Source organism: Limosilactobacillus portuensis, from assembly GCF_028607025.1.
GTDB classification, from domain to species: Bacteria; Bacillota; Bacilli; order Lactobacillales; family Lactobacillaceae; genus Limosilactobacillus; species Limosilactobacillus portuensis.
On record NZ_CP117296.1, the window covers coordinates 642,624 to 662,350 of the forward strand.

Sequence of the window (19,727 nt, forward strand, 5' to 3'; positions counted from 1 at the left end):
TATCTTGTCTCCTAAAATAAAAGGGCTATAGTAATTGCCATAGTCCTTAGTTTTTTAATTATTGTTTTTATGATGATGGCGTTGCTTACCAGCATTTCGTTGACGATTGCTTGGCTTTGGTGCAGCTGAAGAAGCCGGTGCAGCAGATTTCTTTAATTGATCAATCGTTGCAGAAACGTTATCAGTTGCATTCGCTGCTGAATCATTTGTTGTTAGAGCATCAGGAACCTTAACTGGGTTGTTCTTATTTTCTTCTGCAATTTGTTTGCGAATTCGTGGGCGATATGCGTTGATCATTAAAGTTTGAAGAATTGCAAATAACCCACCAATAAAGAAGTAAAGGCCTAATCCAGCCGATGAAGTTAACGAGATGAAGAAGGTCATGAATGGACTCATCCAGATTGCCATCTTCATTTGCTTCTTTTGCTCTTCAGGAACGCCAACTAATCCAAGGTAGCTTTGTGCTGCGTATGCGATGAAGGAAAGGATTGCAAAAAGAATGCTTGGCTTCCCGAGGGCGATTCCCATAAAGGTTGCATGATAAAGGTCAGGGGAATAGCGGATTGCAGCATAGAGGGCAGCAAAGACTGGAAACTGGATTAGAAGTGGTAAACAGCCAATTCCCCCAGTTAAACTGACATTGTTTTCCCGGTAAACAGCCATCATTTGTGCACCAACAGCAGCTTGTTCTTCTGGGGTTTTAGCTTCCCGTTGCTTCTTTTGGAGCTCTTTAAGTAGTGGCTGGATCTTGGCCATTTTTTCTTGCATGATGGTTGATTTTTTCATCTGTGAGAACATCACTGGTAGCAGGATTGTCCGAACAACAACAACAATCACAATAATTGCCCAACCATAATTATTACCTAAGTGGCTAGCAAGCCATTCCATTAAGTGTTGCATTGGTTTTGCAAGATACGTGTATGTCAGTCCGTATGGCTTTCCCGACTTTGTTGTTCGCACACAGCCAGTCAGAAATAACAGGGTAACGGTTAATAGTCCCGCAACTGAAAGTCGTTTTCGTTTCATCAATATTCTCCCTTAGTGTATTTAAATATAGTGTTAAATAGTATAAAACAGTACATATATTAACATTAAATCTATTAGCAATTCTACTGATTTAACGCTATTTAATCATAAAAAGCTGATAATGCTGGGGTGGTAGTTCCTCAATCCGCAAGTTGGTAACGTGGGCAAATGGGGTTGGCCCAGCTTTAATTAGATGAATAAATTCTTTCAAGTTTGGGTGATTACCTTCAGCAATGATTTTGACAGTTCCGTCTGATAGGTTCTGGACGGTTCCTGTAATGGTGAGGCGGTTAGCAATTTGTAATGTTCCGTAGCGAAAACCAACCCCTTGAACAAGACCGTGGGCAATTATTTTTAAACAGTGAGGTTCCATTTAGACTACTCCTCTCCTTAATAAAATCATAGAAATTATTAACATCATTGTACGCTATAACCATGGTATAATTAATCAAAAGAGGAGTCGATAATTAAATGGAAAAACTTACGTCGATTCATAATCAACACGTAAAAAATTGGAAAAAGCTTCAAACAAAGAAATACCGTCGGCAAACGGGGACATACTTGCTTGACGGATGGCATTTGGTAAGTGAGGCGGTTCAATCTGGCACTCAAGTCTTACAGTTAATTGGAACGAGTGAACAGCTTGTTGCTCATCCTGATTTAACTTCACTTACTGATGAAGTATATGAAGTTACTGAAGAGGTAATGCAGCATATTACTGACACGGTTACCCCACAAGGAATTGCTGCAGTGGTTCCGTTGCCGGATGCACACAAGATTCCAGACATGGAAAATCTTCGTGGTGGCTGGCTATTTCTTGATCGTGTTCAGGATCCAGGCAACGTTGGTACAATGGTACGAACCGCTGATGCTGCTGGATTTACAGGTGTAGTTGTCAGTCATCGTTCGGCAGATATTTTTAGCCCGAAAGTGATTCGTTCGATGCAAGGATCTCAATTTCATTTGAATTTATATGAAGGGGATCTAGCAAAGTGGGTTGAAGATTTTAAGACGCTTAATGCACCAGTTTACGGGACTCAGCTTAACCCGCAAGCAAAAAGTTTTCGTGATGTTGAACCTGGCAAGACCTTTGCTTTAATTATGGGAAATGAGGGGCAAGGGATGAGCGAACAGTTTCTTAGTCAAACGACGACTAACCTTTACATTCCAATGCAAGGACAGGCAGAGTCACTAAATGTTGCTGTTTCTGCTGGCATTCTTATGTTTCAGTTAAATAAAAATTTATAATGCTTAATGATTTATTTGTTAAGATAGATCTTGTAAAATATCTTTAAGAATTGAAAAGGGGGATTATATGAAGTCAATTAATGAATGGCGAACCGATTCGGAGTATGTTTCTATTGTTAGTGATTTATTAGCTCAGCCAGCTGTTCAGAAGTTAGCTCAGTATACACAGCATCATCACTCGAACCGTCTCCAACATTCGATTGCGGTCTCATTCGATAGTTACAGGATTGCTAAACGAATGCACCTTGATTATCGGAGTGTTGCTCGCGCTGGCTTACTACACGATCTCTTTTATTATGACTGGCGAACTACTAAATTTGACTTGGGGACACATGCGTTTATTCATCCGCGAGTAGCTTTGCGAAATGCTGAAAAATTAACAAAATTAAATGCTAAGGAGAAAGATATTATCCTTAAGCACATGTTTGGTGCAACATTAGCGTTGCCAAAGTATCGTGAGAGCTGGATTGTTTCCCTTGTGGATGACTTTGAAGCTGAGCATGAATTCTTTAGTCCGCTTCGGGCTAAGTTGGCACGGAAGATCCGTAAGCGTCGCATGAAGTCTGTATGGTAGTTTGTGGAAGGGAGTTGTTACTATGCAACAATTAGCTGAGAAGTCGGCTAATGCTGGTGGTTGTAAACTTTGTCCGAAATTCACCCATACCTTTTCGATCCTTGGCAAAAAATGGAATGGCTTAATCATTGAAGCCCTTTTGGTTAAGGATCCAATGCGTTTTAAGGATCTTTCAGCAAGTATTAATGGTTGTAGTGATCGGGTTTTATGTGAACGTCTTAAAGAACTGGAAGATGAACACATTGTTGTCCGGAACACTTATAAGGGGGAAAATCGGATTGATTACTCATTAACAGAACGGGGGCAAGAACTTCGCAAAGTGATGAGCACCGTCCACCGGTGGAGTGATAAGTGGAATTAATTTTTCCTTGACCTGCTAAGGGTGCTTAGCTACAATAGTCTGTGATATTAAAAGTGTCGATGGAAACTAGTACCTGGATTATTATTGTCAGAGAGCTGTTATAATTCTGCAATTAACGGTCAGTAATATCAAGGGAATTTCATTTCCGGAGCCGATATGTAATGATATTCCGGTTGATCACCGTTATCGATTTTGAGTGTGCATTTTTTGCAAACTAGGGTGGTACCGCGAAGCCTCGTCCCTAATCGGACGGGGCTTTTTTTGTTTATTAAAAGGAGTGAAATTATGGGATTAAAAGAACGACTTGCTGAACTTCGTGAAGAAGGTTTGCAAGAAATCAGGGAATCTGAAGACCTGAAAAAAATTAATCAAGTTCGGGTAAAAATGCTCGGAAAGAAGGGGCCAATTACTAACGTCCTTCGTGGGATGCGTGACTTAAGTGCTGAAGAACGGCCAAAGGTTGGTCAATTTGCAAACAAGGTTCGTGATGAGCTTACTGCTGCAATTGAAAGTAAAAAGGCAGAACTAGAACAAGCTGCGATGAATGCAGAATTAGAGGCAGAAACCGTTGATGTTACTTTACCCGGAACACCAGTGGCTCAGGGAGAACCACACGTTATCCAACAAATTATTGACCAAGTGGTTGACCTATTTGTTTCAATGGGATATGAGGTTGCTGTTGGTGACGAAGTAGAACAAGAAGTTTATAACTTTGAAAAATTAAACTTGCCAAAGGATCACCCAGCACGAGATATGCAAGATACTTTCTATGTTACTCCGTCTGTCTTAATGCGGACCCAAACTTCCCCGATGCAGGCACGGATGTTGGAGAAACATGACTTTAGCCAGGGACCATTAAAAATGATTTCACCGGGAAAAGTTTATCGGCGTGACACGGATGACGCCACCCATAGTCATCAATTTAACCAAATTGAAGGGATGGTTGTTGGTGAACATATCACAATGGCTGATTTAAAAGGAACTTTGAAGGTTGTTGCTCAATCGCTTTTTGGTGATAAGCTAGATGTTCGTTTGCGGCCAAGTTACTTCCCATTTACTGAACCATCAGTAGAAGCTGATATTACATGCTTTAATTGTATGGGGAAAGGATGCTCCATTTGTAAGCATACCGGCTGGATTGAAGTCCTTGGTGCCGGAATGGTTCATCCAAATGTTTTACGGATGTCCGGTGTTGATCCAGAGAAGTTTGGTGGCTTTGCCTTTGGATTAGGACCCGACCGATTTGCGATGTTGAAGTACGGGGTTACTGACATTCGGAACTTCTACCAAAATGATGTTCGTTTCTTAACTCAATTTGATCGGAAAGGATAACGGCAATGAAAGTTTCATACGATTGGTTAAATGAATATTTGGACCTTGACGTTGAACCACGCGATCTTGCCGAAAAGATTGCGCGGACGTCTGTTGATATTAATGATGTTTATTCGTTAAGTGATGGCTTGAAAAAGTTAGTGGTGGGGAAAGTCGAAACTTGTGAACCTCATCCCGATTCGGATCATTTACATGTATGTTCCGTAAATGTTGGTGAAGAGGAACCGCTTCAAATTGTTTGTGGAGCACCTAATGTTGCGGCCGGACAAAAAGTAATTGTTGCCTTAAACGGTGCCCGCATTGCAAATAACCAAAAAATAAAGCGTGGTAAAATCCGCGGAATTGAATCAAACGGGATGCTTTGCGCCTTACAAGAGATTGGCTTTAGTGACCGCATTGCTCCCAAAGCATATGAAGCCGGAATTTACATTTTGCCTGATGATGCTAAACCTGGAGAATCAGTATTCAGTTACCTGGGGATGGATGATACGATAATTGATACCGATGTTACTCCTAACCGTGGTGATATGTTGAGCATCTATGGTAATGTTAATGATATTGCTGCATTTTATAATTTAAAGCCGCACTTCAAGGAAGTTGCAGTTGAAGAAAATGATGACCAGGCCACTGCTGACCTCATTAATGCGGAAATTAGTGATAACAAGATTGCACCAACATATAAATTACGGGTAATTAAGGGCGTTCAGATTCAGGATAGTCCATTATGGCTGCAAATTCGCCTATGGAATTCTGGTATTCGGCCAATTAATAATGTTGTGGACGTTACTAACTATGTTCTGCTTAAGTATGGTCAACCACTACACAGTTATGATTATGATAAGTTGCCAAATCATGATATTAGTGTCCGTCACGCTCGAGCAGGCGAAAAGTTCGTTACTCTTGATGATGAGGAACAAGCATTAAACGAAAATGATATTGTTGTCGTCAGTGGTGATCAACCAGTTGCACTTGCCGGAACAATGGGTGGTCAAGCAACTGCTGTGTCAGGAGATACTACAACTGTGGCACTTGAAGCAGCGATCTTTGATTCGGTAATGGTACGGAAACAAGCTCGTCGTCTTGATCTTCACAGTGAATCCTCAATGCGCTTTGAGCGGGGAATTAATCCAGCAACCGTTGAAACTGCTCTTAATGAAGCTGCCCAACTGATTGCTCAATTAGCTGGCGGAACTGTTACTAAGGGAATTGTTACCGGTAGTGAAAAGCCAGCTGAGGATAAGAACATTGAGTTGTCATTAGCAAAGATCAACCATGTTTTGGGAACTGACCTAAAGATGGAGGATGTTACCAGCGTTTTTGATCGGTTAGCCTTTCCTAATAAGTTAACTAGTAATGATACGGTTCTAGTTACAGTTCCTGCTCGCCGTTGGGATATTAGTTTGCCAGCCGACCTTTATGAGGAAGTTGCCCGGATCTATGGCTATGATAATTTACCCGAAAGTTTACCGGTAATGACCCGTAATCATGGCGGATTATCTCCTCGGCAACGGTTTATTCGCGCTACCCGTCATGATTTTGAAGGAATGGGGTTAAACCAAGCCATCAGTTATTCATTGACCACTATTGACAAGGCCAAGCAATTCCAAATTGATCCGGTAGCTGAACCAATGAAACTTGACTTCCCAATGAGTTCTGATCACGTTGCAACCCGGATGAGCATTATTAGTGGTTTATTAATTGATATTGCTTATAATGTTGCTCGTAACGTTAACAATGTCGCCCTTTATGAAGAAGGTCGAGTATTTATTCCGCGTGGTGGAGAACGGCCAGAAGAACAAGAACATGTTGCAGGAGCGATCACTGGTCAACTATTGAATAATAGCTGGCATGTTGCTGATCAGCCTGTTGATTTCTTCCAAGTAAAGGGAATGTTGGAACGCTACCTTCACAACATGGGAATCGCAGGAAAGGTTGAATACGTTGCTGATCGTTCTCGTGAAGAAATGCACCCTGGACGGACAGCTAATATCTTAATTGATGGGGACCTAGTTGGTTTTGTTGGTCAGGTTCATCCACAAACAGCAAAAGAATATAAGGTTCCCGAGACCTACGTTTTTGAATTAAATCTTGAACAGTTAATGAAATCCAAGAAGATTGAAAATGAATATACGCCAATTAGCAAGTTCCCAACAATCACGCGTGATATTGCTTTATTAGTTGATACCAACGTTACCAATGAAGAGATTGTTGATTTAATTAAGCAATACGGTGGTGCCTTCTTGAAAGATGTTCACTTGTTTGATGTTTATAGTGGTGCCCACCTTTCTTCTGGAAAGAAGTCATTGGCATACACATTAACTTACCAGGATACCAATGCAACCTTGACGGAGGACCAGGTTAACCAAGCATTTGCCAAGGTAACAAACCGCCTTCAAGAACAACTAAATGCTGAGATTCGTTAATAATGACTAACGAGAAATTACATCGCCAAAATCGGGTTGTCCTGATTATTCTCATTCTTTTAATTTGTTGTGGCTTAGGGATTTATCAATATTTTAACTATGCTTTAAGACCAGTCGATCCTTCAGCAAATCAGATGCTGAGTGTTAAAATCCCCCAGGGGGCGACTGATCATCAGGTAGGCGTGATTTTAAAAAAGAAACGATTAGTGCGGAGTAGTTTTGTCTGTGATTACTATTTGCAAACTCATAAGGAATCAGGAGTAAAAGCTGGAACATTTAAGTTGAAGGCTTCGTACTCGACACCGCAGATTGTTAGCCTTTTGCAGGAATCCCGTGAAAGTCATTAAAAATATTTTTAGGATAATTATTTACATTTATCTAAACAAATGGTAATTTACCAATGGATATAAGATAGGAGTGTGTAATTAAATGGCTGAAGAAAAAACTTTTCCAATGACGCTGGAAGGAAAACAAAAACTCGAAGAAGAACTTGAAGATCTTAAAATGAAGCGGCGCCCAGAAGTTATCAAGCGAATTAAAATTGCGCGAAGCTATGGTGACCTTTCTGAAAATTCTGAATATGAATCAGCAAAGGATGAACAAGCCTTTGTTGAAGGACGAATTTCACAGATTGAAAATATGCTTCAGTATGCTGAAATCATTGATAACGAAGATGTCGACAAGGATGAAGTATCAATGGGACGGAAAGTAACAATCAAGGAACTTCCTGACGAAGAACCAGAAAGTTACCAAATTGTTGGGGAATCAGAATCTGACCCATTTAACGGTAAGATTTCTAATGAGTCACCAATGGCTAAGGGACTTCTTGGTCACAAGGTTGGTGAAGAAGTCGAAATTGAAATTCCTAATGGCACGATGAAGGTTAAAATTTTGAGTGTAGAATAATCAAATTAGCCTTAATATATTAAAGGTCCAAATTCCGCAAGGGGAGTTTGGACCTTTTATGATCAGTTATCTAATCTATTAAGTTTTAACTTTATTAACCGAAAATAATATCTTTCTTCCTAATGAAAGTGCTATCATAAGGTATGGTAATCGAAGGGATGTGAAGTTAATGAAAATGATTATAACCGATGCTGCAGATAATTGGTTTAGAACTAACTTAAGCTTGGAAAATGGTGGTGGAGTAAAATTCTACGGGAAAACTTATGGTTCAACTGAAGTTCACCACGGCTTTTCACAGGGCTTTACACGTGAAGATGTTCCTGTTTCACCAATTCTGGAAGTAAAGAAGGGCAACGTTAATTATCATATTGATAACCTTGATGAGTGGTTTTTCAAGGGATTAATAATGACGGTTGATTATGATGAAAAATCTGATGGTCCAATTTTCCATTTTAAGCATGAAGATGGTGATTCGACACCTGATGTTGCTGGATTAGATAAAGACTCTGATGATCATGCAGATAGTAAGGCCGATGCTTCTGCACAATGGAAATAAATAATTTAAGGCGAAGAAAAAGCAGAAACGAATGCAGAAGTTAATTTAGCCTCTGCTTTACGTCTCCGCTTTTTTCTTTTATTGATGGCGAACATTAAGTTTAATCAAGAAGGACGTTGCCAATAAGCTCAGCACGCTAATAATCATTCCGGTGATTAAGAATGGTGGCCGGTAATGAAGGGTTACTTGATGGGTTCCTGGTTTAATCTTCAGTGCTAAAAAGGTATTAATAACTTTTTGACATTTTACCGGATGACCATCGATTTTAGCATGCCAGCCACGATCGTAAGGGATCGTTGTCATCAGTACTTCCTGATCCTTTTTTATATTTACTTTTCCTTTAAGGGTTGTGGCACTAGCATGGCTGAGCTTTAATGGCGACCGTTGCAACACTTTGAGGTCGTGATTAAATGCTTGCTGGTTAAGCCGGTACAAGCTCACGTTTTGCATCCATAATTCCGCGTGCTTCAGATGAAAGGTAATTACGATTTTCTGTCCTTTTTGATGATGGTCAACATTCATAACGATTGTATCCCGGTAAGTTTGATACTGGCTAAAATGCTGATTATTAACCGTGATTGATGCATCATCCTTAACATTTGGTCCAACCGTTAAATAGTATGAATCATTACTATTAGGAATGAATTCTAATCTGACGGTTGCACCGGCAGATTTTTGTTCTTTTTGAAAAACGGTTCCGGTAATTTGGGTTGCACTTTGAACATTTTGAAAATCGACCTGGTTAAAGTTTTGTACTTCAAATAGTGGTTGTGGAGAGTTAGCTAAGTCTTGATAGATTTCAGACTGGTAAGCTACGGGATCATAAGTATCATGGCTTAAGTTGAGAATTCGTGAATTAGCACCAAACGCAATCGGTAATGCAGCTTTGTTTTTTCTTATTCCAATATTATTAGTTACTGCTACAGGTTCCTGAGTATTCCAATCAGGACGATAACCTGATAAGGGAAGAAATGGTGTTGAACGATTTGGATCAATAACTGCCATTGTATAGCGGAAACCTAATAACGAATCTGTTACTTGAGTACCATTATCATATGACACGAAACCATCGCCAGCCGGTTGTCCAATTGCTCCCATGAATGTGGGGAGACTAGGAACAAGCGTTGAGCCAAAGTGATCACCACCGTTAAAGCCGCTTTGCATAGGATCGTCTTTAGTTCGCATAAATGTTTTAGCAACCCGGTAGAATCCTTGATCACTATTCTTAGTTTTTGTAGTGGCGTTATTGAGTGCCGTGGTATACTCACCAAACTCGGATTGACTAACGTATGAGATTTGGTTGAGGGCAGTGTAGGCACTGGTTGAAACATCACAAATTGTGATCAGTACTAGTAAAAGATTGTTTAAGCTTGGGGAAGCTGCGTGAGGGATCGCTAAAAAGATAATACTGATAATTGCGATTCCTAGTCCGATTAATTTCTGACTGTTGTTAATGTAAGAAACGGTTAGGGTTTCAACATATGCAAAGATTGCTAAGGTAGCTATCAGTAAGGCTGCGAGTTGCCATCTTTCAGGTTGAAAATCTTTTTGCAGACAGGTAGTAGCAAGAAGAATTGTCCAAAAACAGAAGATAAATGAAAACCGTGAAGGGTACCATACCGGAAATTGACCAATATGCCAAAAAAGGTCAAGAGGTTCATAACAGAACGAAAGAATGAAAAAGATCGTAATGAGGAGAGCGAGAATTCGCTGACGAAGGTTGATATTACGGTTTAAAAAGTATAATCCAAAGCCAAACATCATTAGCATTCCCACATAAATATTTGCTTGACCGCTAGGCATTTGGTTAAAATTAAACGATCCAGGAACAAGCTTAGCAAATAGTTTTAGCGGATTATATTCGAATCGACTTCGAATATGGTTATTAGTATAAGTTCCCTTACTTTGAAGAAGGGTATAAATAGTTGGCAATAAGACGATACAGCTGATACCTGCAACAATTAATGAAGAAATTACATAGCGACTAAATGCTCGCAAGCGATCTTGCCAATTACTAATTAATGGAAGCTGCCAGATGAAGAAGAGAATTGTAAATATGCAGATCATCCATGCCATGTAGTAGTTATCGATCATCATTACGGTGAGCCAGCAAAGATAGCAGGTAAATTTACGAGCAAAAATAACCTGATGAAGACCCCAGACAACTAGCGGCAAAATGATCATCGCATCAAGCCAGAGTAAGTTTAGCTGGTTAGCAACGATCCAACCATTAAGAGCATAAGCAGTACTGAATGCAAGAATACGAATACCGGTTTGTAGCTTAGTTTTTGTTAGTAACCAGGCGAATGAAAGACCAGAAAGACCGTATTTTAATAGAGTTAATACCAAAACACCACTGGAAAGATGGGCAGCAGGGAAGAAGATAAGAATTAAATTTAACGGGCTACAAAGGTAATAAGCGTTTGTTCCCCACATCTCTCCGCCAAGCCCCTTGCTGAATGAGTAGATAAATTCACTCGGATGATGCAGCAGGGTTCGCCGGAAGTAAGAGAAGAAATCAATGTATTGCTGCCCAAGGTCAACGGTTAGCAAACTGTTTTGCCCAAATGGCGCCATTGAGCGATAGGCGAAATAGCCCCCCATTATAATCACGGGAAGGAGAAAACTGATTAATAAAATATGTTGTTTTTTAAGTTGAGAACGAAATTGCACAAAATGTCCTCCTAAATAAAATATCCTTGTCATTATATACCGAATTAATCCCCAATGAATATGAAGGTTCTGTTAAGTTTCTTTGATTTACCGATTTACGTATTCATTTTTACAACAATAAAGTGTATGATTTCATTTTGGTAAGTCAGCTTTAACTGTCAAATGAAGTAAAATTTGCTACAATAGAATTCATCACGGTAAAAGGAGAAGTTTAATACTGTGAAGTTTTTTGATCGAATTACGAACTATTTTAGTTCAAATAAAGGTAAACATAAAAACGCTCAATCCATAATTCCATCACGGTTGAACTTATTGCTTTGGATTGTCGGAATCTTGCTACTAATGCTTGCTGGTCGTTTATTTTACTTGCAAGTCCTTAACGGATCATCCTATAAGGCGGAGGTTAAACGATCGGATACTACGATTCAAACAAATAATGTTCAGCGGGGAATGATTTACGATAGTCGCGGTAAGGTAATCGTTGGTAACCAGACTCACCAAGCAATTACTTATACTAAGAGTTCTGACGTAACCACTGATCAGCTATATAAGATTGCTAATCGCTTAGGAAAATACATTACCGTAAGTAATAGCGATACACGGTTAACGGACCGGAATGAAGAGGATTATTACTTAGCAAATAAAGATAATCTTAAACGAATTACTAAAAAGCTGAACCTCTCTAAAGATGCTAGTGATGATGATCAATATAATGCTGCATTAAAGTATTTAAAGAATCATCCGAATGAATGGCGATTATCAAATCATGAGAAGAGCAATGCCCGGATATATGCCGCGATGACTGGAGCATATTCGTTATCAACAACTTACATCAAAAAGTCTGGAGTTACTAGTAAAGAGCTTGCAGAAGTTGGTGAGCACTTAAACCAAATGCCTGGTGTAAAAATCGGAACGGCTTGGACAAGGAACTATCCACAAGGAAAGGATTTTCAATCACTAACCGGGACTGTTTCGACAACCGGACTACCGAGTGACCAAGTTAATAGTCTGCTTTCACAAGGTTATTCCAGAAGTGATAGTGTGGGTCAAAGTTACTTGGAAAAGATGTTCCAGGGAACTCTGGCTGGCTCAAAATCACAGACACAGGTGACTACTAGTGGAAATAAGGTAACTGATGAAGTGGTTAAGTACCCTGGTAAGAAGGGGGATAACCTTGTCTTAACGATTAATTCTAAGTTCCAAAAACGTGTTCAAGAAATTTTAAAGCAAAATTACTCTTCGGCAGGAATTCAATACTCATCAGGAGTTTATGCAGTAGTAATGAATCCACATACTGGTGCAATTTATGCTATGGCTGGAATTGACCGGGATATTAAGACTGGCAAGCAAACTGTTGATGAGATTGGAGCAATTAATCACCCAATTACAATGGGATCTGTTGTTAAGGGTGCTACTATTATGGGTGGTTTAATGAGTGGTGTTATTACGCCAACCAATAACACCTTAACTGATCAACCAATTAAGGTTGCGGGGACCTCAACGAAGAGTTCGTGGTTCAATAAAACCGGTTCTGCTAACATGGCTTTAAGTGCTCCAATGGCACTAGAAGTTTCATCAAACTCCTACATGATGCAATTAATCATGAAGGAGGGCGGAATGAATTATAAACCAGGTGCCCAGTTAACATTGAAACCAAGTATTTTTGCTAAGGAACGCCAATACTTTAACATGTTTGGTTTGGGGCAAAAGACAGGAATTGATCTGCCAGGAGAAACAGCTGGCTATAATGGACCGTCGACTCAGGCACATATTGGTTCAGCACTTGACTTATCATACGGAAACTATGATGGTTATACTGTTATTCAGCTGGCTCAATATATGTCAACGATCGCTAATGGTGGGAACCGGATGCGGCCGTATGTGGTTAAGGAAATTCGTGGTAGTAAGTCTAATGGTAAGCTGGGAAGAGTTGAATCCACAACCCAACCACAGGTTCAATTTACAATTCCTGCTTCAAAGGAAGACTTTGATCTAGTACGTCAGGGACTGTATCAGGTTACTCACGGGACGAGTTCTTACGTAACTGCTAAGTCTTTGGGAAGTGCTAAACCATCTATTTCAGGGAAGACGGGAACCGCTGAAACTGTCACTAATGGTCATCAGACTTCAACGATTAGTTTTGCTGGTTACTCGCCATCAAAGAACCCTCAAGTTGTTGTTGCCCTTGCAATTCCGGGGGTAACTAATGAAAATGGTGGTGCTAACTTGAACATGGCTAAGCAAATATTCAGTGCTTACTGGAAGATGGTTCAGGATTCTAAGAGTACCAGCAATGATTAGTCGTTAGATTGTCTGTCAAGTATTTTTCCTTAACAATTATCACAAAAGACTGGTCAAACTAGTTAATTAATGATATAGTTGTACGAGTTAGGGTTAATAACCACGTTAAATAATAAAAAAATAGGAGGTCATGACAATGCGTGTCAACATTATCCTTGAATGCACATCATGCCACGAACGGACTTACTTAACTAGTAAGAACCGTCGTCACAATCCCGACCGTCTTGAATTAAACAAGTACTGCCCTCGGGAACGTAAGGTTACTTTACACCGTGAAACTAAGTAATAAAAAAAGCACCTTTTTAGGTGCCTTTTTTATTACTTAGTGAAAAAACGCTTGCATAAATAGTCATGAGCTGTGATAATTATAGATTGAAAACGTTTAAAAGGAGAGATTGTAGGATAATGACGTATTCAAAGAAGGAGTTGCGTCAGGCGTATATCGCACGACTGCAACAACTTGATCTTAATACGCGTTTACATGAAGAAAAAAGATTAACTTCAATGCTATTTGACCAACCCGAGTGGATGAATGCTAAGGTTATCGCAACAACGTTAAGTCAGTCCTTAGAATTGGATACTTCTCCAATTATACTTCATGCTCGTCATGAGAACCGTCAAATTGTTGTCCCACGAACCTTGCCAGATCGTCAAATGGAGTTTGTGGCGTTGAATGAAGATACCGAATTTGTGGAAACAACTTTTGGTATTTTAGAACCAAAAAATGGTCGAGTGTACCAACCCGATGAGATTGATTTGATGATTGTTCCAGGGGTTGCATTTACTCTGTCTGGTCGTCGGATTGGTTTTGGCGGGGGATACTATGATCGTTACTTAGATAAATATGATGGTGATACGGTCTCATTATCTTTTACTACCCAATTGGCAAACGAAAACGAGTGGCAAAGTGACCAATACGACCGACATGTCAATAAAGTGCTTTCTTTACCGGAGACTGATTAATGAGGGATCAAATATGGCGAAGAGCACCAGTAACCGTTGTCCTCTTGATTATTCAGATAGTTGCATTTATTATAATGACACTATTAGGCGGTTCAACGAATTCCAGTGTTCTAATAGAGTGTGGTGCGCGGGTTACGTCCTTGATCCATGAAGGTCAATGGTGGCGGTTAATAACACCGGTATTTCTCCATATCGGCATTGCCCACCTCATTATTAATAGTATTACCCTTTATTTCTTGGGAATGTATATTGAGGAATTATTTAGTCATTGGCGAATGCTGGTGATTTATTTGGTGAGTGCTTTTACTGGTAACTTGGCAAGTGCTTATTTCTTGCCTAATACAATTTCAGCTGGTGCGAGTACGGCACTTTTCGGTTTGTTTGGAGCATTCTTAATGTTAGGAGAATCTTTTCACGATAACGAATTAATTCAGGACTTAAGCCGACAATTCTTGGTTTTAGTCGGAATTAACATCGTGATGGATTTCTTCCTTCCTGGAGTTGATCTTGCCGGACATATTGGTGGCCTTCTTGGTGGATTTTTAATATCATATGTTGTTGGTGCACCATTTGTCGGGCACGTTCGTCTTTATAAACGAATGATTGGCAGTGTTGTATTGTTCTTTGGCATTATTACTATGATAATTGCAATTGGCAGGTGATTAAAGATGACACGACCGCGAGAATATCGAACTCTATATGATGTTCAACAGTTGCTAAAAGAATTTAATGTATATGTATATGTTGGTAAACGGTTATATGATATTGAGTTAATTGCGATCGAGCTGGATCACTTATATCAAGCTGGGGTTGTCGATAACGCGACCTACATGAAAGCAAAAATTGTTCTTCGAAAGGAACATCGTGAAGAAGAACTGCGTGAAAAAAACGGAACAGCGATTTAAGTTGTTAATTAAGAAAGGAAATGAAAAAATGGCTAAAAAATTAATTGGTGTTGATCTTGGTGGAACTACTATTAAGTTTGCGATCTTAACTGAAAATGGTGAAATTCAACAAAAGTGGTCTTTACGGACTAATATTTTAGATGAAGGTTCACATATTGTTCCTGATATTATTGATTCAATCAACCACCACCTTGACTTATACAAGATGGATCGTGATCAATTTGTTGGTATTGGAATGGGAACTCCAGGTACAATTGACCGTGATAAGGGAACTGTTGTTGGTGCTTATAATCTTAACTGGAAGACTACCCAAAAAGTTAAGGAACAAATTGAAGAAGGAACCGGCATGAAGTTTTCTCTTGACAATGATGCTAACGTGGCTGCCCTTGGTGAACGCTGGAAAGGTGCTGGTAATGAAGGTGATGACGTTGCCTTCATTACACTTGGTACTGGTGTTGGGGGTGGATTAATCTCCAACGGCAAGTTAGTTCATGGTATGGTTGGTGCCGGTGGTGAAGTTGGTCATATGATCGTAAAGCCTAATGGTTATCTTTGTACTTGTGGTAACCGTGGCTGTCTTGAACAATATGCTTCCGCTACTGGGATTGTTCACATTGCTCAAGACAAGGCTGAAGAATACGAAGGCGACAGCCGCCTAAAGGCAATGATTGATAATGGTGACGAAATTACTGCTAAGATTGTCTTTGATTTAGCTAAGCAAAACGACTACCTAGCAAACACCGTTGTTGATGAAGTTGCGTTTTACCTAGGATTAGCTGCTGCTAACTTAAGTAATGCGCTTAACCCTGAATACCTTGTTATTGGTGGTGGTGTTTCAGCTGCTGGTGACTTCCTTTTGAAGCGGGTTGATGAAAACTTCAAGAAGTTTGCTTTCCCAACTGTCCGGACATCAACTCAATTGAAGTTAGCTGAACTTGGTAATGATGCTGGGGTTATCGGGGCTGCTTCTTTGGCTCGGCAATTCATGTAAAAAGTGAGGAGCGTTAACGTGGTTCTTGGAGTTAGTAATGGTTTATTAACCTTTAATATTGTTATTATCGTCCTTTTGCTTGCTTGGGGACTTACTTGGCTTTTCCAATACTACCGTCGGAAGAAGTATGCAACGGTCCTGGATCAAGATGCTTTTCATCAGGGAATGCGTAAAGCGCAAGTGATCGATCTTCGGCAACCCAATGACTTTAAGAAGGGTCATATCTTAGGGGCACGGAATTTGCCATACATTTACCTAAAACAACAATATGGTGAGTTGCGTCCTGATCTTCCTGTATATATGTATGATCAAGGAATTGCAATCAGCACTCAAGCTGCTGCCTTTCTTGCTAAACATGGTTATCACCAACTGTACATCCTTAAGGGTGGCTATAATGGTTGGAAAGGAAAGACTAAGAAGTCTAAGTATTAAAAAGAAAATGGCAATTAATGTCTTCGAAGTTAGGCTTGCTAAGTTCGGAAACTATTAGTTACAGAGAAAGGCCGGAAAAAACATTTCGTTTTTTCCGGCCTCTTTTTTATAATAGAATTGATTAAGCTTGGTGAGCTGAACGACTCTTTCGAGTGGCAGCTTTCCGGTTCTCATCAAATTTTTCTTCTTGATCTTCAATTGGTTTAACAACTGTCTTGTGGAAGGTGAATGCTCCACTAGCAATTGCGGCGAGAGTACCGAAAGTTCCAATTAAGACACCCTTAGCAAAGTTTTTCATAATATAGCCTCCTCTTGTTACTATGTTACTTCTATTATGCAAGACTTAATGCCTTTTTACCAGTCAGAAGGATCAAAATTTATATTAAGGAGATAAAAAATGTCTAAAGTTGTGGCAATTGTTGGCCCTACAGCGGTAGGTAAAACTGCCCTATCAATCGAAATCGCAACCGCCTTTAATGGTGAAGTAATATCTGGTGACTCAATGCAAGTATATAGACACCTGGATATTGGAACAGCTAAGGTAACAGCTGAAGAAATGGCAGGAATTCCTCACCACTTAATTGATATTTGTGACGTTGATCAACAATATTCAGTTGCTAAATTTAAACGGGAAGCTAATTCTTGGATTGAAAAGATCAGTAACGTTAAACGGTTACCGTTAATTGTTGGTGGAACAGGATTTTATTTACAGTCATTAACAAATAACCTTTCGTTAGGTGGTCATCAGGATAATGCTCATTCGGTAAAGATTCGCCAACATTGGCAAGAAATTTTAGAAGCAAATGGTGCTCATTACCTCTGGCAACAACTGCAAAAGAGGGATCACCAGGCAGCGATGGCAATTCCTGAGAATAATTCACGGAGGGTAATTCGCGCACTGGAAGTAATTGAAACTAGTGGTCAGCTATTCTCTCAACAACATCAGGCAGAATCAATGGATGATTTTCTATTGATTGGACTTACCACAGCGCGGCGAGTACTATATGACCGCATTAATCATCGAGTTGATTTGATGATAAAAGCTGGATTAATTGATGAAGCTAAATGGTTATATGATCAGGGTGGAATTGAATTACCAGCCGGAAAGGGAATTGGCTATCATGAGTTATTTCCCTATTTTGCTGGTAAATGTTCTCTTGATGATGCTATAAATAAAATCAAACAAGATTCACGTCATTATGCAAAACGACAGTTAACTTGGTTTAGAAATAAGATGGATGTTCACTGGTTTGATCTAGTAAGCGGTCAAAATAATACTAACGAAATTAAACAATTTATTTCTTCGTGGTTAAAAAATTAAAGTTTTTGTGCTGATTTAGTTATAATCGGGTTAAAACGTTTTCAGTAAATTGACTTAATGATTTTCAATTGGTATCCTTAAGCAGTACTAAAGAAACAGGGTTGCCTAATGAAAATAAGTTATTTAGTTTAGATTGGTCTAGTCTAAGTTTTAAATTGACACTAGCCAGTAAACTTTTTATTTACTTTCTTTTATTAAGTAACTTGATTAAGGTGTCTTCAAGAAAGGGAATGAATTTATGGCTAGACATTTATATACCAAAGATGAAGTACGTCAAATGGTTAAAGATGAGGATATTCGCTTTTTGCGGGTAATGTTCACCGATTTGTTAGGAACAATTAAGAGTGTTGACTTACCAGTTAGCCAACTTGATAAGTTAATGGATAATAAGATCATGTTTGATGGTTCTTCAATCGATGGTTTCGTGCGGATTGAGGAAAGTGACATGTACCTTTACCCTGATATGTCGACTTGGTTAGTCTTCCCTTGGGGAGCTGATCATGGAAAGGTTGCTCGGGTGATTTGCAGTGTTCACATGACAGATGGCACTCCATTTTCAGGTGACCCACGGAACAATCTCAAACGAGTTATAAAAGAAATGCGAAAGATGGGCTTTAATTCATTCAATATTGGCCCTGAACCAGAATTCTTCCTTTTTAAGACGGATGATAACGGTAATCCAACCACTAAGGTTAATGATTCCGAAAATTACTTTGATATGGAACCAGCTGATATTGGTGAAGATTGTCGGCGCGATATTGTCCTTGCATTAGAAAAGATGGGCTTTGATGTTGAAGCAGCTCACCATGAAGTTGCTCCTGGTCAGCATGAAGTTGATTTTAAGTACTCTAATGCACTTGAAGCGGCAGATAATATTCAAACATTTAAGCTGGTTGTTAAGACAATCGCCAAGAAGTACGGCTTACATGCAACGTTTATGCCGAAGCCATTGTCTGGAATTAATGGTTCAGGGATGCACCTTAATATGTCACTCTTTACTCAAGATGGCAAAAATGCTTTCTATGATGAAAACGATAAGAACCAATTGTCAGAAACTGCTTATCATTTCTTAGGTGGCTTGATGAAACACGCACGGAGTTATACGGCAATTGTTAACCCAATTGTTAACTCTTATAAGCGGTTAGTTCCAGGTTATGAAGCACCAGTTTATGTTGCTTGGTCAACCTCTAATCGTTCGCCGCTAGTTCGGATTCCAAACGATCGGGGAATGGGAACTCGTCTTGAATTACGGTCAGCTGATCCTGCAGCTAATCCATACTTAGCAATTGCTGCGGTTCTTGAAGCGGGACTTGATGGTCTACGGAACAACTTGCCACCAGTTCACAACGTTGATGAAAACATCTATGATATGACTGTTAAGGAACGGAAGAACAAGGGGATTGTTAACTTGCCTGATACTTTACACAGTGCATTAAAGGACTTAGCTGATGATGAAGTGATTAAGAGTTCAATGGGTGAACACTTATACCAAAGCTTTGAAGAGGCTAAGACCCGTGAATATGATGCTTACCGTGCTCATGTTTCTGACTGGGAACGGCAACGGTACATGGAACAATATTAATAATTTTACCGTCATAATAAAATAGCAATAATGAGGGACTGAGTACTAGTACTTGCGGTCCCTCATTATCTGTGCTTGAATGAAATTGACAAATAGCAACATTCCGATACAATTAAACATGTTGCAGTCACGA

21 protein-coding genes and 1 other annotated feature are annotated in these 19,727 nt (G+C 39.6%); of the genes, 17 read left to right on the forward strand and 4 right to left on the reverse strand.

Going from position 1 to position 19,727, the window contains the following annotated elements; translation table 11 throughout:
- Window positions 1–54: 54 nt before the first annotated feature.
- The gene (yidC, locus tag PRK60_RS03240; RefSeq protein WP_273646318.1) at window positions 55–1,026 is read right to left on the reverse strand and encodes a membrane protein insertase YidC; all 972 of its coding nucleotides are present in this window, start codon (window positions 1,024–1,026) and stop codon (window positions 55–57) included.
- 97 nt (window positions 1,027–1,123) lie between these two features.
- Window positions 1,124–1,399, reverse strand: coding sequence for an acylphosphatase (locus PRK60_RS03245; RefSeq protein WP_102169458.1), 276 nt, complete (start codon window positions 1,397–1,399; stop codon window positions 1,124–1,126).
- Window positions 1,400–1,497: 98 nt separating this feature from the next.
- Here PRK60_RS03245 and PRK60_RS03250 point away from each other — a divergent pair, with 98 nt between their 5' ends.
- From PRK60_RS03250 to PRK60_RS03285, 8 genes are all read left to right on the forward strand, one after another.
- Window positions 1,498–2,274, forward strand: coding sequence for a TrmH family RNA methyltransferase (locus PRK60_RS03250; RefSeq protein WP_273646319.1), 777 nt, complete (start codon window positions 1,498–1,500; stop codon window positions 2,272–2,274).
- 67 nt (window positions 2,275–2,341) lie between these two features.
- On the forward strand, window positions 2,342–2,848 hold the full coding sequence (locus tag PRK60_RS03255; protein WP_102169460.1) for an HD domain-containing protein: 507 nt from the start codon (window positions 2,342–2,344) through the stop codon (window positions 2,846–2,848).
- Window positions 2,849–2,870: 22 nt separating this feature from the next.
- Window positions 2,871–3,209, forward strand: a complete 339-nt coding sequence (locus tag PRK60_RS03260; RefSeq protein ID WP_102169461.1) for a winged helix-turn-helix transcriptional regulator — start codon at window positions 2,871–2,873, stop codon at window positions 3,207–3,209.
- A 47-nt stretch (window positions 3,210–3,256) separates the two neighbouring features.
- Window positions 3,257–3,455: a binding site (T-box leader), on the forward strand.
- A gap of 39 nt (window positions 3,456–3,494) precedes the next feature.
- Window positions 3,495–4,541, forward strand: a complete 1,047-nt coding sequence (locus PRK60_RS03265) for a phenylalanine--tRNA ligase subunit alpha (protein ID WP_102169462.1) — start codon at window positions 3,495–3,497, stop codon at window positions 4,539–4,541.
- A gap of 5 nt (window positions 4,542–4,546) precedes the next feature.
- Window positions 4,547–6,964, forward strand: a complete 2,418-nt coding sequence (pheT, locus tag PRK60_RS03270) for a phenylalanine--tRNA ligase subunit beta (RefSeq protein ID WP_178695805.1) — start codon at window positions 4,547–4,549, stop codon at window positions 6,962–6,964.
- Between the two features lie 2 nt (window positions 6,965–6,966).
- Window positions 6,967–7,311, forward strand: coding sequence for an endolytic transglycosylase MltG (locus PRK60_RS03275; RefSeq protein ID WP_102169464.1), 345 nt, complete (start codon window positions 6,967–6,969; stop codon window positions 7,309–7,311).
- 82 nt (window positions 7,312–7,393) lie between these two features.
- Window positions 7,394–7,870 carry a transcription elongation factor GreA gene (gene greA, locus PRK60_RS03280; protein ID WP_102169465.1) on the forward strand — a complete coding sequence of 159 codons (477 nt, stop codon included), beginning with the start codon at window positions 7,394–7,396 and terminating at the stop codon, window positions 7,868–7,870.
- A 169-nt stretch (window positions 7,871–8,039) separates the two neighbouring features.
- Window positions 8,040–8,426 carry a HesB/YadR/YfhF family protein gene (locus tag PRK60_RS03285; RefSeq protein ID WP_273646320.1) on the forward strand — a complete coding sequence of 129 codons (387 nt, stop codon included), beginning with the start codon at window positions 8,040–8,042 and terminating at the stop codon, window positions 8,424–8,426.
- 78 nt (window positions 8,427–8,504) lie between these two features.
- Here PRK60_RS03285 and PRK60_RS03290 read toward each other — a convergent pair whose 3' ends face one another.
- Window positions 8,505–11,132: a YfhO family protein gene (locus PRK60_RS03290; RefSeq protein WP_273646321.1), complete on the reverse strand. Its 2,628-nt coding sequence runs from the start codon at window positions 11,130–11,132 to the stop codon at window positions 8,505–8,507.
- 186 nt (window positions 11,133–11,318) lie between these two features.
- Between PRK60_RS03290 and PRK60_RS03295 the strand changes: the two genes are divergently transcribed.
- From PRK60_RS03295 to PRK60_RS03325, 7 genes are all read left to right on the forward strand, one after another.
- Window positions 11,319–13,400: a peptidoglycan D,D-transpeptidase FtsI family protein gene (locus tag PRK60_RS03295; RefSeq protein ID WP_273646322.1), complete on the forward strand. Its 2,082-nt coding sequence runs from the start codon at window positions 11,319–11,321 to the stop codon at window positions 13,398–13,400.
- 136 nt (window positions 13,401–13,536) lie between these two features.
- Complete coding sequence (gene rpmG, locus PRK60_RS03300) at window positions 13,537–13,686, forward strand: 50S ribosomal protein L33 (protein WP_003717302.1); 150 nt, start codon at window positions 13,537–13,539, stop codon at window positions 13,684–13,686.
- Window positions 13,687–13,805: 119 nt separating this feature from the next.
- A complete protein-coding gene (locus PRK60_RS03305; protein ID WP_102169469.1) occupies window positions 13,806–14,363 on the forward strand; it encodes a 5-formyltetrahydrofolate cyclo-ligase in 558 nt (185 codons plus the stop codon).
- Complete coding sequence (locus tag PRK60_RS03310; protein ID WP_102169470.1) at window positions 14,363–15,025, forward strand: rhomboid family intramembrane serine protease; 663 nt, start codon at window positions 14,363–14,365, stop codon at window positions 15,023–15,025. Before PRK60_RS03305 ends, PRK60_RS03310 begins: the two co-directional genes overlap by 1 nt.
- A 6-nt stretch (window positions 15,026–15,031) precedes the next feature.
- Window positions 15,032–15,268: a YqgQ family protein gene (locus PRK60_RS03315; RefSeq protein ID WP_003717305.1), complete on the forward strand. Its 237-nt coding sequence runs from the start codon at window positions 15,032–15,034 to the stop codon at window positions 15,266–15,268.
- A gap of 28 nt (window positions 15,269–15,296) precedes the next feature.
- Window positions 15,297–16,259, forward strand: coding sequence for an ROK family glucokinase (locus PRK60_RS03320; protein WP_102169488.1), 963 nt, complete (start codon window positions 15,297–15,299; stop codon window positions 16,257–16,259).
- Window positions 16,260–16,277: 18 nt separating this feature from the next.
- On the forward strand, window positions 16,278–16,691 hold the full coding sequence (locus PRK60_RS03325; protein WP_102169471.1) for a rhodanese-like domain-containing protein: 414 nt from the start codon (window positions 16,278–16,280) through the stop codon (window positions 16,689–16,691).
- A gap of 121 nt (window positions 16,692–16,812) precedes the next feature.
- On the opposite strand, the gene PRK60_RS03330 is transcribed toward PRK60_RS03325, so the two are convergent.
- Window positions 16,813–16,989 (reverse strand): DUF3042 family protein, encoded by a 177-nt coding sequence (locus PRK60_RS03330; protein ID WP_102169472.1) that lies wholly within the window; start codon window positions 16,987–16,989, stop codon window positions 16,813–16,815.
- 99 nt (window positions 16,990–17,088) lie between these two features.
- On the opposite strand from PRK60_RS03330, the gene miaA reads away from it, so the two are divergent.
- Together miaA and glnA are read left to right on the forward strand one after the other, a co-directional pair.
- A complete protein-coding gene (gene miaA, locus PRK60_RS03335) occupies window positions 17,089–18,012 on the forward strand; it encodes a tRNA (adenosine(37)-N6)-dimethylallyltransferase MiaA (protein ID WP_102169473.1) in 924 nt (307 codons plus the stop codon).
- 238 nt (window positions 18,013–18,250) lie between these two features.
- Window positions 18,251–19,594, forward strand: a complete 1,344-nt coding sequence (glnA, locus tag PRK60_RS03340) for a type I glutamate--ammonia ligase (protein WP_273646323.1) — start codon at window positions 18,251–18,253, stop codon at window positions 19,592–19,594.
- Window positions 19,595–19,727 lie beyond the last annotated feature (133 nt).